The sequence below is a fragment of the Micromonospora sp. NPDC051196 genome, from assembly GCF_040682415.1.
In the GTDB taxonomy this organism is placed as follows: Bacteria; Actinomycetota; Actinomycetes; order Mycobacteriales; family Micromonosporaceae; genus Micromonospora.
This window is the reverse complement of the sequence record NZ_JBFBAY010000002.1, coordinates 64,179-77,093: the sequence shown is the minus strand read 5'-3', so window position 1 is coordinate 77,093 and position 12,915 is coordinate 64,179. Positions and strand designations below refer to the sequence as shown.

Sequence of the window (12,915 nt, the reverse complement as noted above, 5' to 3'; positions counted from 1 at the left end):
CGATCCGGGATCGAGTGGCTTCGGGATGACCGAGAGACCACTCGATCCCAGTTCGAGCGTGATCTTCGTTGCGTCAGCGCAGCGTCGGTCAGTGGGTACGCGCCCGGGGGCGCCCACCCGGCCCGCGCCAGTCCTCCCGCGGCCGGTCCTGCGGGCCTCGACCGTCCGAGCGCGGCCGGTCGCCGTACCGGCGCTCGCCACGTACCGGCTCACCGAACCGGCGCTCGCCCCGTCCGTGACCGCCGTAGCTGCGCTCGCTGCGGCTCGGGTCGCCGTAGCTGCGGTCGCCTCGGCTGTCAGCCCCGTGGCTGCCTCCACCCCGGCTCTCAGCACCGTAGCGGCCCGCACCACGGGAGTCGTCGCCGTAGCTGCGGTCGCCTCGGCTCGGGTCGCCGTAGCTGCGCCCGCTGCGTCCCTGGTCACCGTAGCTGCGCTCGCGTCGACTGTCGGCACCGTAGCGGCCCGCACCTCGGCTGTCGTCGCCGTAGCGGCGGTCGGTGGTGGGCCGGTCGCGGTAGCGGCGGTCGGTGGTGGGCCCGTCGAAGCGGCGAGGGCCGCCCGGCCGGCTGCTCCGCCGTGGCCCCTCCGGCTCGTCGCGTACGGGCACACCACTCGGCTCCCGCGCGCCGGTCAGCTCGTTCAGCGCGGGGTCGCCGACGCGTACCCGCGTCTCTGCCGGCTGCACCCCGGCCTTCTCCAGCATCGCCAGCGTGGTGCGTCGCTGCTTGGGCAGCACCAGGGTCGCCACCGCGCCGGCCTCCCCGGCACGGGCGGTGCGGCCCGCGCGATGCAGGTAGTCCTTCGGGTCCTTCGGCGGGTCGACGTGCAGCACCAGGGAGACCCCGTCGACGTGGATGCCCCGGGCCGCCACGTCGGTGGCGACCAGGACGTTGGTCCGTCCTTCGCGGAACTCGGCCAGGGTGCGGGTACGCATCCGCTGGGTCTTGCCGCCGTGCAGCCCGCCGGCCCGGACGCCGACCGCCGCGAGTTGGTTGACGAGCCGGTCCACACCGAGTTGGGTACGGGCGAAGACGATGGTCCGGCCGGCGCGCGCCGCGATCGACGCGGTCACCGGGAACTTGTCGCTCGGCGGGATGAGCAGCAGGTGGTGATCCATGGTGGACACCGCTGCGGTCGGCGGGGCGGTGGAGTGGGTGACCGGATCGGTCATGAAGCGCTGCACCAGCGCGTCCACATCGGTGTCCAGAGTGGCCGAGAAGAGCAGACGCTGCGCGTGTGCCGGAGTCTTCGACAGCAGTTCGGTGACCTCGGGCAGGAAGCCCATGTCAGCCATCTGGTCGGCCTCGTCGAGCACGGTGATCTCGACATCGTCGAGGTTGCAGACGCCGCGATCGATCAGGTCGGCGAGCCGGCCGGGCGTGGCCACCACGACCTCCACGCCGCGCCGCAGCGCGTCGATCTGGCGGTCGTAGGGCACCCCGCCCACGGCGGTCTTGAGGAACACGCCGACCGCTCGGCCCAGCGGGAGTAGGGCGTCGTTGACCTGCATGGCCAACTCCCGGGTGGGCACCAGGACGAGAGCCCGTGGGCGCGACGGCCGGGCCCGGCCCCCTTCGGCGACCCGGGCCAGCAGTGGCAGCCCGAAGGCGAGAGTCTTGCCGGATCCGGTCTGCCCCCGGCCGAGCACGTCCCGTCCGGCGAGGGCGTCGGGCACGGTGGCGCGCTGGATCTCGAACGGGGTGGTGATGCCCTGCCGGGCGAGTACCCGGACCAGTGGCTCGGGCAGGCCCAGCGCCTCGAAGCTGATCGAATCGTCGGAGGGGGCGGTGCCGGCCGGCTGCGGAGCAGGGGCGACGTCGGGGGCGGACAGGGGCGTGCCGGGGACAGCGGAGGTGGTCAAGAAAAGCCTTTCGAGCGGGGCGCACATTTGCGATGTCCCGCTGCGGCACGACGCCGCCGGATCTTCGGCAAGAACGCCCAGAGGCGCGCACGGTAGCGCGCCGGGTCAGTGATCACCCACAAGTGTACGGCGAGCGGCGTACCACCACCCGCCTCGGCAGGGGGTAGTGGGCGGACTCACCCGCCGATTCACCGATCGTCGTCACTCCATCAGGCTGCCGAGCGCATTGTTCGCGACCAGTACGACCAGCACACTGATCACCACGAGCAGCACCAGGGCGACCGCCATCACGATCACCACTCGGGTGGTGCTGCTGGAGCGTTCGGTGGCGCTGTCCGCCCAGCCCTGAGCCAGAATGTGCCCGGTCAACGACCCCGAGTTCTCCGGCTCCCCGGAGGGGAAGGCGACCGTGGGGGAGCCCGTACCACCGGCGTAGTAGGCGCTCAGATCGGAACCACCGGTACGCGGCGTGGTCTGCTCGGCGCCGGCGGCCGAGGACCCGGCGGCCGGCCCCCCCGCGACCGAGGCCGATCCTGGGACAGAAGCCGAACCTGCGACTGGGGTGGCTCGCCAGTGACCCGGTTCGGCCTTCGGCCCGAATGCGGTCGGGGGCGCCGGTGGGTTCGCACCGGCTCCGGCCGCGATCGACCCTGCAGCCGTAGCGGGAGCCGAGGCCGGAAGCAGACCCGGCCGGGTCGACTGCCGGGGTGCCGCTCCCGACGAGTTGGCGGCAAGCTCGTCCCGGCGTCCAGTGGGACTGACCGGTGGTGGCCAGACCGGCAGCGCAGGAGCCGGTACGACCGGCGCGCCGCCGGGTTCGGCGACTGGTGTCCCGCCGGCCCGGCTCGACGTACCCGGTGTCGGTCCGGCGACCCGCCCGGTTGGCAGCGGGCCTGATCCTGACGGCGGGGCCACGCTGCTTGCGGGTGGGGGCGGGAACGGTGGCGCGGGCATCGGGCCCGGCGGAGGCGGTGGTGCCGGCACGGGTGGGCCCGGCGGTGGTGTCGGCGGCCCCGGCAGCGGCGGCGAGGGCCGGGGCGCGGGAGGCGGCGCGGGCACCGGCCCCGGCGGATACGGCACGGGCGGTCCCGGTGCCGGTACGGGCGGTGCGGGTACGGGTGTGGGCGGTGTCGGTACGGGTGGCACCGGTACGGGCGGTCCCGGTGGAGCCGGTGCTGGCGGGGCCGGTGCCGGCGGTCGTGGCGCGGGCTCCGGCGCGGGCGTCGGTGGCGTCGGCGGCTGGGCCGGTTCCGGTGGTTGGGCCGGTTCCGGTGGCTCGGGGTTGACCGGCGTCGACCGGTACACCCCGGAGGCCCTGCCGCCGCTTCCGGCGGCGTGCGCCTCGTCGACGCTCACCCGGCTCATCCCCGGCACCCGGACGCTGGCCCGCACCGATCCCCCCGCTCCGGTCGCGCCGGCCGGCGCCGCGAGTCCGGTCGCGCCTGGTGCGGCGGTCGCGACAGGTTCCTTACCGGTTAGTCCGGTCACCCGGGGGACACCCGCCCGTCCCACCGCAGGCTGACCGGCCGAGGTGGCCGGCGCGGTTGCGGTGTTCGGCGTGGCAGCGCCCGAGGTCGGCTCGGTGGCGGAGGCGGCGGGAGCCGATCCAGGGTCGGCCGCCGCCGGAACCTCGTGCTCGCTCATCCTTGCCTCCGCGCCACGCTCGCACCCGGATCCGCAACGCGACCGGGAGTGCCTGAGTGACACCGTGCCACATTCCGACGGTACGGCACAGCCGGAGTGCCCACAGTGTTCCGAGTGAGGCCGTACGGTGCCGGCCGGTTGTCGATCGGTGGGGCGGGACTCAGCCGATTCAGTGGTTGCCGACCGCTGAGGGCGTGGCCGACACGCTCTCCTCCGGAGCAAGGCTGCTTGCCGCCGTGGTCGGGCTGGTGTCGCTCTCACCGGCGCCGGTCGTCACCGACGGGCTCGGTGGTGGTGTGGTGCCCGATGGCGTGGTCGAGGGCGACGTGCTGTCCGACGGGGTGGGTGTGGGGGTCGGCGTCGTCGAGGGTGTGGGCGTCGGTGTCGGCCGCGGTGTGGTCGTCGGCGTCGGCGTCGGCGTCGGCGTCGGCCGGGGCGTGGTCGGCGTCGGCTTCGGTGTGGGCTTCGGCGTCGGCGGTTGCGACGGGGTGGGGGTGACCGCCGGAGCCGGCACCGCGCCGACCACCCGCGTCGCGGCGTAGAGCCGGGACCAGCGCACCGTCGAGATCTTCACCACGTCACCGCTGGTCGGCGCATGGATCATCTTGCCGTTGCCGACGTACATCCCCATGTGGTGGATGGTGCGCCAACTGCTGCCCGAGGCGAAGAAGACCAGGTCGCCGGGGAGGAGGGCGGAGCGGGACACGGTGCGCGACCTGGTCGCGTAGTACTGGTCGCGGGCGACCCGGGGCAGCTTGTAGTAGCCCGCCGACCGGTACGCCGACCAGACCAGACCCGAGCAGTCGAACGAGTTCGGACCGGTGGCCCCCCAGACGTACGGGTCGCCGAGTTGCCGGCGTGCGTACGCGAGGGCGGCCAGCGCGGTGGGATGCGCGACCAGCCCGTCCGCCGACTGGTTCGGGTAGTCGGCGCCCAACTGCTGCTCGGCGCGTTCCTGCTGACGGGCCAGCTCGACCAGTTGCGAGGCGTTCTGCTCGCGCAGTCTGACCAGCTTGGCCTCTTCGTCGCGCAGCGCCTTCTGGGTGGCGGTGTGCTGCTCCTGGACGCCGCGCAGTCGGGACTCGGCCGCCGTGTGCGCCTGCGTGGCCACCCGGTCGTCGGCCTGGGCACGGGCCAGTTCGCCGGCCGCCGGTGCGGTGGCGTGCTCGGCCCGCTCGCCGCGATTGGCTCGCCGCAGCAGGTCCAGGTCGCGCAGGTCGGCGGCGAAGTCGGCGGCCGGCAGCGCCGCGTCCACCTTTATCGCCTGGGCGGCGGCCTGGTCGGCTCGCTGCTGCGCCTGCTGGAGTGCGGCCTGAGCGAACTCCAGGTCGCGCGCGGCGCTCGCCAACTGAGTCTCGGCCTCGGTGAGCTGCTGTTGCAGGTCGAGCAGTTGGGTGCCCAGCTCACCGATCCGGGCCTCGGTGGCGTTGATCTGCTGCTCAAGAGCGCTGCCGCCGGGCGAAAAGGTCGGGGGAAGCACGCCGGGCGTGATGTTCGCCGGCGCGCCGCCGGGCAGGTGCAGCGGACCGGTGACCACCGGGCGGGAACCGGTGTCGGGCACGGTGACCGGCACGCCTGGCTCGGCGTACGCCGGTGCGGCGAGGACCGTGCTGGCGACGGCGCTGAGCAGCGCGGACCAGAGCATCGGACGTAGTACCGGTGAGATCACCGGATTTCGTCGCCGCTGCCGTCGCACGTGCCCGCTGTCGACCATTGCGCTCCTCGTCCGGTGGTGCTGCACCGCGTCGTGGTGGGAACGCGGCGGATCGGGGACGGTACCAGGGTGTGTCATCCCCCACCCTGTCTTACCTCACCGGCCCGACAGTGTCGATGTTTGAGCGGGTCACAGAAGCCTGAGAGTCCGGTTTGCCGGGAAGGGTCCGGCGGAGGGCGCTGTGAGCTGCCCCGGTTCCCGACGTAGGCTCTTGGATTGCGACCGGGCTCCGGTCGCGACCGCATTGGGAGGGGACGGGCTTTCGATGGACGCCGGACTCAAGCGTGAGCTCGAAGCGAAGGTGTACGCGGGGGAGCGACTGACCCGGGAGGACGGCATCGCCCTCTACGCCAGCGACGATCTGACCTGGCTGGGTCGGCTCGCCCACCACAAGCGCACCGAACTCAACGGTGACCGGGTCATGTTCAACGTCAACCGGCACCTCAACCTGACCAACGTGTGCAGTGCGAGCTGCGCGTACTGCTCGTTCCAGCGCAAGCCGGGCGAGAAGGACGCGTACACGATGCGCATCGACGAGGCGGTCCGCAAGGCCAAGGAGATGGAGGACGAGCAGCTCACCGAGCTGCACATCGTCAACGGCCTGCACCCGACCCTGCCTTGGCGCTACTACCCGAAGGTGCTGCGTGAGCTGAAGGCGGCGCTGCCGAAGGTCAACCTCAAGGCGTTCACCGCCACCGAGGTGCAGTGGTTCGAGAAGATCAGCGGCCTGAGCGCCGACGAGATCCTGGACGAGCTGATGGACGCCGGCCTGGAGTCGCTGACCGGCGGTGGCGCGGAGATCTTCGACTGGGAGATCCGGCAGCACATCGTCGACCACGCCTGCCACTGGGAGGACTGGTCGCGAATCCACCGGCTGGCCCACAGCAAGGGCATGAAGACGCCGTCCACGATGCTCTACGGCCACATCGAGGAGCCCCGGCACCGGGTCGACCACGTGCTGCGGCTGCGCGAGTTGCAGGACGAGACCGGCGGTTTCCAGGTCTTCATTCCGCTGCGCTACCAGCACGACTTCGTGGACTCGGCGGACGGCAAGATCCGTAACCGGATCCAGGCCCGCACCACGATGGCCTCGCCGGCCGAGTCGCTGAAGACCTTCGCGGTCTCCCGGCTGCTGTTCGACAACGTCCCGCACGTCAAGTGCTTCTGGGTGATGCACGGGCTCTCGGTGGCTCAGTTGTCGCTCAACTTCGGCGTGGACGACCTGGACGGCTCCGTCGTGGAATACAAGATCACCCACGACGCCGACTCGTACGGCACGCCGAACACCATGCACCGCGACGACCTGCTGCACCTGATCTGGGACGCCGGTTTCCGCCCGATGGAGCGCAACACCCGCTACGAGGTGGTCCGCGAGTACGATGCCGCGCCGAGCCTGGCGCAGCGTCGCGCCGAGCCGCAGCAGGTCTGGGCCTGACCTCCGGCGCGTCGGCCGGCGCGCGTGCGCTGGCCAGCGCGAGGGTGTCGACCCGGCTCGCGTACCCTCGTCAGGGAGATGAGTGAGCAGCAGAGCACCTTTCCGCGCCGTGACGCCGAGGGGCGCATCCAGACCCTGGGCGACCTGCTCGGCGTAGCGCTGGCCGGTGCGGTCATCGGGATGCTGGTGCTGGTGCTCTTCGACGTGGCCTTCGCCTGGTTCGGTGCCGGTGACTTCGGCCAGGCCAACGGCTGGCTGGCGGTGATTCTGCCCGCCTGGCTGTTCTGGGAGGACTTCCGGGCCTGGGAGTTCGGTGCTCCCCGGGTGGTGGCCGCGCTGGTGGCCGTCGCGGTGGCGGTGGTGTCCGGGCTGTTGGTGGCCGGGATAGCGACCGGTCTGCCGCCGCTGGCGTCCGGCGGGCTGGCTGCGGCGACCTTCACCGTGGTGTACGCCCTGGTCTGGTTTCCCGGTGTGCGTTGGCTGGTCAACCGGACGAGCTGACCGGGGTAGCGGATCGGGCGCACCGCGCGGGTGGGCGCCGGCCGGAACGCAAATGGCGACGTGAACGAGCGGAGTGGATCAACGTGAGTGCGGCGGTCAAGTACACACTCGGCCGGATCGGGCTGTTCGTGGCCGTGGTGGCGGCCCTCTGGCCGGTCGACATCGACATCTTCCTGAAGCTGATCGTGGCGCTGCTGTTCTCCGCTGCCTTGTCGTTCTTCCTGCTCAAGGGCTGGCGTGACGAGATGGCCGAGGAGATGGCCGCCGCCGCCGAGCGACGTCGCTCGGAGAAGGAGCAGTTGCGCTCCGCCCTGGCCGGCGACGACGCCACCGGCGATACCGCTTCTTCCACCGAGCAGCCGGGAAGCTCCGATCCCGGACGCGGCCCAACGGCCTGAGCTGGCACTCGGCTTCGTCTGGTCCCCGTCGGCGGAAACATGCTGCCGGCGTGAGGATCAGGTTGGGATGGAGTGAACAGCGATCGATATTGATATGACCATGTGACCGGTGGTGGGCTGGCCGCTACCGAGCGGGGAAACCCCCGCGCCTCCAGGAGGTTGTCCATGGCCTTCCGTACCATCCCTGTCCGCCGTTCACTGGCGCTGATCATGGCCGCCGGGCTCGGCCTGCTCGCCCTCTCGGCACCACCGGCCTCCGCCCGACCCGCACCGGACCGGGACGAGCAGCCGGCTGCCGCGTCCTACCGGGTGCTCGGTCCGAAGACGCTCGCCGACCGCAACGCGGTCGCCCGTACGGGTGCCGCGATCGACTACTCCGAGCACGGAGTGCTGCACGTCTCGGCCACCGGTGCCGAGGCCGCCGCCATCACCCGACTCGGGTTCCGGCTGGAGGCGGTCGCCGCACCGCCCAACGACCGGGGTCACGCCCACTCCGATGTCGGCATCGCGGCCTTCCCCCCGGCCGACTCCAACTACCACGACTACGCCGAGATGACCGCCGTGGTCAACCAGGTCGTCGCGGACCATCCGTCGATCGCTCGCAAGATCAGCATCGGTACCTCGTACGAGGGCCGGGACCTGATGGCGGTGAAGATCTCCGACAATGTCGCCACCGACGAGAACGAGCCGGAGATCCTGTTCAACTCCCAGCAGCACGCCCGTGAGCACCTGACCGTCGAGATGGCGATCTACCTGCTCAACCTCTTCACCGACAGCTACGGCTCCGACTCCCGGATCACCAACCTGGTCAACAACCGGGAAATCTGGATCGTGCCGTCGGTCAACCCGGACGGCAGCGAGTACGACATCGCCACCGGCTCCTACCGGTCCTGGCGCAAGAACCGCCAGCCCAACAGCGGATCGTCGGCCGTCGGCACCGACCTGAACCGGAACTGGAGCTACAACTGGGGTTGCTGCGGCGGCTCGTCCGGCTCGACCTCCTCGGACACCTACCGGGGTCCGTCGGCCTTCTCCGCGCCGGAGACGCAGGCGCTGCGCAACTTCGTCAACAGCCGGGTCGTCGGCGGGGTGCAGCAGATCAAGGCCAACATCGACTTCCACACCTACTCCCAGCTGGTGCTCTGGCCGTACGGCTACACGACCAGCAACACCGCCACGGGAATGAACGCCGACCAGTACAACACCTTCGCCACCATCGGCCAGCAGATGGCCGCGACCAACGGGTTCACCCCGCAGCAGTCCAGTGACCTGTACATCACCGATGGCAGCAGCATCGACTGGATGTGGGCGACGCACGGCATCTGGGCGTACACCTTCGAGCTCTACCCGGGCTCGGCCTCCGGCGGCGGCTTCTACCCGCCCGACGAGGTGATCCCGGCGCAGACCTCGCGCAACCGCGAGGCGGTGCTGCTGCTCACCGAGTACGCCGACTGCCCGTACCGGGCGATCGGCAAGCAGGCGCAGTACTGCGGCACCGGCGGCGGTGGAACCACGGTCTGGTCGGACACCTTCGAGACCGCGACCGGCTGGACGATCAACCCCAACGGCACCGACACCGCGACCTCGGGCCAGTTCGAGCGGGGTGCCGCCCAGGCGACCAACTCCAGCGGTGCCAAGCAGCTCACCCCGTTCGCCGGCAGCAACGACCTGGTCACCGGCCGGCTCGCCGGCTCCGCAGCAGGTGACTACGACATCGACGGCGGTGTGACCAGCGCCCGGTCGCCGGCCGTCACGTTGCCGTCCAGCGGCACCCTGACCCTGTCACTGGCCTACTACCTGGCGCACGGCTCGAACTCGTCCTCAGCGGACTACCTCCGGGTCAGCGTGGTGCACAACGGCGGCACCACGGCGCTGCTCACCCAGACCGGGGCGGCCAGCAACCGCAACGGCGCCTGGACGCAGGCGAACCTCAACCTCACCCCGTACGCCGGACAGTCGATCCGGATCCTGGTGGAGGCTGCGGACGCCTCGACGGCCAGCCTGGTCGAGGCGGCTGTGGACAACGTCACCATCACCGCCTCCTGAATCGGCGGGGCTCCGCCACACCCCCTCGCGCGGGGCCCCGCCACAGGAGACCTATCGGCACAACAGCAGTGACTGGCCCGGCGCGTGAACTTCGGCGCCGGGCCAGTCAACGTCATCATCCCCCCGGCCCCTGGGGCAGACACCGGGCGTGCGCTACGGTCATAGCGATCCGCCACAGCGAAGCCGGTGCGAAACCGGTGCTGTCCCGCAACTGTGATGCCCCCACCCGGGGGACGAGCCAGGTCGCCTGTGGCGCGCTCGCGATCCGCGCCTTCGAGGAAGGGCGCCTCGCGGACGGGCGCCTCGGCTCCCTGTCGGCGAAGCACCGCACTCCTCGACCGACAGGAGGACCGATGTTCAGACGTACCCCCCGACTTCTCGCCGCCACCCTCGCGCTGGCCGCGCTCACGCTCGGTGCCTGCGCCGAGAAGACCACCGAGACTCCTGCGGCCGGCGGCAGCCCGACCAGCGCCGCCTTTCCCGTCACCGTCGGGTCGCTGACGCTGGAACAACGCCCCGAGAAGATCATCTCGATGGCTCCGACCGCCACCGAGATGCTTTTCGCGATCGGCGCCGGCCCGCAGGTCGTGGCCGTCGACGACCAGTCCAACTACCCCGCCGACGCGCCGAAGACGGACCTTTCCGGCTACCAGCCCAACGCCGAGGCGATCGTCGCGAAGAACCCCGATCTGGTGGTGCTCAGCGACGACCGGAACAAGATCGTCGACCAGTTGGCCGCGCTGAAGATCCCGGTCTACCTGACGCCGGCGGCGCAGACGCTCGACGACACGTACCGGCAGATCACCGATCTTGGCGTGCTCACCGGCAACGCCACTGCCGGGGCGGACCTCGTGCAACGGATGAAGGACGACATCGCGAAGCTCGTCGCCGAGGTGCCGCAGCGGGTCCAGGCGCCCACCTACTTCCACGAGCTCGGCCCGGAGTTGTACACCGCCACCAGCAAGACCTTCATCGGCTCGATCTACGCCCTCGCCGGACTGGAGAACATCGCCGACGCGGCCGACGCCGACGGTAGGAGCGGCGGCTACCCGCAGCTTTCGCAAGAGATCATCGTCGCGGCCAACCCGGATTTCGTGTTCCTCTCCGACGTCAAGTGCTGCCAGCAGAGCCCGGCAACGGTCAAGGCGCGCAGCGGTTGGGCCGGCATCAACGCGGTGCGCGACGACCAGATCGTGGAACTCGACGACGACATCGCGTCCCGCTGGGGGCCGCGAGTGGTGGACCTGCTGCGCACCATCGTGGACGCCACCAACAAGGCCGCCGAGTGAAGAACGGCAGGCGTTAACAGGGGCCCTTCCTATGCGCCAGACGTTGAAAAGGGGCCCTTCCTTCACAGCAACATCCCGGCCGGCGGGCCTGCGAAAGCGCTGGCTCGCCGGCGGCGTCCTCGCCGTACTGGTCGCGGTCGTGGCCGGTGTCTCGCTCGGCCCGGTCAGCCTGCCCCCGGGCAGTGTCGCGCTCGAACTGCTCAACCTGCTGCCGGGCGTACGCCTCGACAGTGGACTGAGCGAGCGGGAAATCGCCATCGTCACCGAACTCCGGCTGCCCCGGGTGGTGCTGGGCCTGCTGGTGGGCGGGCTGCTCGCCCTGGCCGGCGGCGCCTACCAGGGGGTGTTCCGCAATCCACTGGCCGACCCGTACCTGCTCGGAGTGGCTGCGGGAGCCGGGTTGGCGGTCACCGTCGTACTGACCCTCGGTGGCGTCGGTGCAGGCGGTGCGCTCAGCGGGCTGCCGATCACCATTCCGCTGGCCGCTTTCGTCGGCTCGCTCGGCGCGGTGATCATGACGTACCTGCTCGGCGCCGCCGGTGGGCGCAGTCGATCGCCGGCCGCCCTGATCCTGGCCGGGGTGGCCGTCTCCGCGTTCCTCTCCGCCGGGCAGACGTACCTGCTGCAACGAAATGCGGAAAGCATCCAGGCGGTCTACTCCTGGCTGCTCGGCCGGTTGGCCACGGCCGGCTGGCAGGACGTCCGGCTGGTCCTGCCGTACTTCCTGATCACCACTGTGATCGTGCTGCTGCATCGGCGGGAACTGGACGTGCTCTCGGTCGGTGACGACGAGGCGGCCGGCCTCGGCCTGCACCCGCAGCGGTCGCGGTACCTGCTGATCGGCGCCGCTTCGCTGGGCACCGCCGCCGCGGTCTCCGCCTCCGGTCTGATCGGCTTCGTCGGCATCATCGTGCCGCACACCGTACGGATGCTCGCCGGGTCGAGCTACCGGGTCATCCTTCCGCTGTCGCTGCTGTTCGGCGGTGCCTTCCTGGCCCTGACCGACGTGGTGGCCCGGACCGCCGCAGCGCCGCAGGAGATCCCGATCGGGGTGGTCACCGCACTGCTCGGCGGCCCGTTCTTCGTCCTGGTGCTGCGTACCGCCCGAAGGGTGCTGACATGACCCGGACCGACCCGCCCGGCAACGCTGTCAGGCCGTCAGGCAACGCCGCCGAACCCCCCGAGGTGCCTGCCGTCGAGGTGCGTGACCTTCAGGTCAGGCTGGGCGGCGCGCTCATCCTCGCCGGCATCGATCTGACCGTACGCGCGGGTGAATGGGTCACCGTGATCGGCCCGAACGGTGCCGGTAAGTCCACCCTGCTGCGCGCCGTCGGCGGCCTGCTGCCCGCACCGGACACGGTCCGCCTCTTCGGTACGCCCCTGGGCGCCCTGCGCCGCCGGGAGCGGGCTCGGGTGGTGGCCACGGTGGCCCAGTCCCCGGTCGTGCCGCCCGGGATGGCGGTACTCGACTACGTGCTGCTCGGCCGCAATCCGTACATCCCACCATTGGGTCGGGAGTCCGCCGCCGACCTGGCGGTCGTGCACGAGGTGCTGGACCGGCTGGACCTCGCCGGATTCCGTGGCCGGGAACTGGCCACCCTCTCCGGCGGGGAACGCCAGCGCGTCTTCCTCGCTCGGGCGTTGGCCCAGGGCGCCACCCTGCTGCTGCTCGACGAGCCGACCAGCGCGCTGGACATCGGTCACCAGCAGGAGGTCCTGGAACTCGTCGACCAGTTGCGTCGTACCGAGGGGCTGACCGTGCTGGCCACCATGCACGACCTCTCGATCGCCGGCGAGTACGCCGACCGCATGGTGCTGCTCGCCGACGGTCGGATCGTCGCCACCGGCACCCCCCACCAGGTCCTCACAGAGGACCTCCTGTCCCGCCACTACCGCGCCCACGTGAAAGTCATCCCCGGCCCCCACGGCCCCCTGGTCCTCCCCACCCGCCCCCACCCCTGACCACCTTCGCGATCTTGCACTTACTGTCTCCGCATAAGGTGCAAACCGTGCATAAGGGCGACCGA

At 71.0% G+C, this 12,915-nt stretch carries 11 protein-coding genes and 1 riboswitch; of the genes, 8 read left to right on the top strand and 3 right to left on the bottom strand.

Annotated elements, in window-relative coordinates; translation table 11 throughout:
• Positions 1 to 88: 88 nt before the first annotated feature.
• Both AB0M35_RS06095 and AB0M35_RS06090 read right to left on the bottom strand, forming a co-directional pair.
• Positions 89 to 1,861, bottom strand: a complete 1,773-nt coding sequence (locus tag AB0M35_RS06095) for a DEAD/DEAH box helicase (RefSeq protein ID WP_363742149.1) — start codon at positions 1,859 to 1,861, stop codon at positions 89 to 91.
• A 201-nt stretch (positions 1,862 to 2,062) separates the two neighbouring features.
• Positions 2,063 to 2,230, bottom strand: coding sequence for a hypothetical protein (locus AB0M35_RS06090; RefSeq protein ID WP_363742148.1), 168 nt, complete (start codon positions 2,228 to 2,230; stop codon positions 2,063 to 2,065).
• 572 nt (positions 2,231 to 2,802) lie between these two features.
• On the opposite strand from AB0M35_RS06090, the gene AB0M35_RS06085 reads away from it, so the two are divergent.
• A complete protein-coding gene (locus AB0M35_RS06085; protein ID WP_363742146.1) occupies positions 2,803 to 3,147 on the top strand; it encodes a hypothetical protein in 345 nt (114 codons plus the stop codon).
• A gap of 527 nt (positions 3,148 to 3,674) precedes the next feature.
• Here AB0M35_RS06085 and AB0M35_RS06080 read toward each other — a convergent pair.
• Positions 3,675 to 5,219 carry a C40 family peptidase gene (locus AB0M35_RS06080; RefSeq protein ID WP_363742997.1) on the bottom strand — a complete coding sequence of 515 codons (1,545 nt, stop codon included), beginning with the start codon at positions 5,217 to 5,219 and terminating at the stop codon, positions 3,675 to 3,677.
• Between the two features lie 265 nt (positions 5,220 to 5,484).
• Here AB0M35_RS06080 and mqnE point away from each other — a divergent pair, with 265 nt between their 5' ends.
• The 7 genes from mqnE (at position 5,485) to AB0M35_RS06045 (ending at position 12,850) form a co-directional block, all read left to right on the top strand.
• Entirely contained in the window at positions 5,485 to 6,654 is a 1,170-nt protein-coding gene (gene mqnE, locus AB0M35_RS06075; RefSeq protein ID WP_363742143.1) for an aminofutalosine synthase MqnE, read from the top strand.
• A gap of 78 nt (positions 6,655 to 6,732) precedes the next feature.
• Complete coding sequence (locus tag AB0M35_RS06070; protein ID WP_363742141.1) at positions 6,733 to 7,155, top strand: hypothetical protein; 423 nt, start codon at positions 6,733 to 6,735, stop codon at positions 7,153 to 7,155.
• 83 nt (positions 7,156 to 7,238) lie between these two features.
• Positions 7,239 to 7,553: a DUF4229 domain-containing protein gene (locus tag AB0M35_RS06065; protein ID WP_363742138.1), complete on the top strand. Its 315-nt coding sequence runs from the start codon at positions 7,239 to 7,241 to the stop codon at positions 7,551 to 7,553.
• 165 nt (positions 7,554 to 7,718) lie between these two features.
• On the top strand, positions 7,719 to 9,599 hold the full coding sequence (locus tag AB0M35_RS06060) for a M14 family zinc carboxypeptidase (protein ID WP_363742136.1): 1,881 nt from the start codon (positions 7,719 to 7,721) through the stop codon (positions 9,597 to 9,599).
• A gap of 148 nt (positions 9,600 to 9,747) precedes the next feature.
• Positions 9,748 to 9,862, top strand: a riboswitch (cobalamin riboswitch).
• Positions 9,863 to 9,952: 90 nt separating this feature from the next.
• Positions 9,953 to 10,888 carry an ABC transporter substrate-binding protein gene (locus AB0M35_RS06055; protein ID WP_363742134.1) on the top strand — a complete coding sequence of 312 codons (936 nt, stop codon included), beginning with the start codon at positions 9,953 to 9,955 and terminating at the stop codon, positions 10,886 to 10,888.
• Positions 10,889 to 10,919: 31 nt separating this feature from the next.
• Positions 10,920 to 12,011: an iron ABC transporter permease gene (locus AB0M35_RS06050; RefSeq protein ID WP_363742131.1), complete on the top strand. Its 1,092-nt coding sequence runs from the start codon at positions 10,920 to 10,922 to the stop codon at positions 12,009 to 12,011.
• The gene (locus AB0M35_RS06045; protein WP_363742128.1) at positions 12,008 to 12,850 is read left to right on the top strand and encodes an ABC transporter ATP-binding protein; all 843 of its coding nucleotides are present in this window, start codon (positions 12,008 to 12,010) and stop codon (positions 12,848 to 12,850) included. The genes AB0M35_RS06050 and AB0M35_RS06045 overlap by 4 nt, the downstream gene beginning before the upstream one ends.
• Positions 12,851 to 12,915: the final 65 nt, after the last annotated feature.

Coding starts and splice junctions, on each gene's coding strand:
- AB0M35_RS06045 (WP_363742128.1), top strand. CDS start 12,008: ATGACCCGGACCGACCCGCCCGGCAACGCTGTCAGGCCGTCAGGCAAC.
- AB0M35_RS06060 (WP_363742136.1), top strand. CDS start 7,719: ATGGCCTTCCGTACCATCCCTGTCCGCCGTTCACTGGCGCTGATCATG.
- AB0M35_RS06070 (WP_363742141.1), top strand. CDS start 6,733: ATGAGTGAGCAGCAGAGCACCTTTCCGCGCCGTGACGCCGAGGGGCGC.
- AB0M35_RS06055 (WP_363742134.1), top strand. CDS start 9,953: ATGTTCAGACGTACCCCCCGACTTCTCGCCGCCACCCTCGCGCTGGCC.
- AB0M35_RS06080 (WP_363742997.1), bottom strand. CDS start 5,219: ATGGTCGACAGCGGGCACGTGCGACGGCAGCGGCGACGAAATCCGGTG.
- AB0M35_RS06050 (WP_363742131.1), top strand. CDS start 10,920: ATGCGCCAGACGTTGAAAAGGGGCCCTTCCTTCACAGCAACATCCCGG.
- mqnE (WP_363742143.1), top strand. CDS start 5,485: ATGGACGCCGGACTCAAGCGTGAGCTCGAAGCGAAGGTGTACGCGGGG.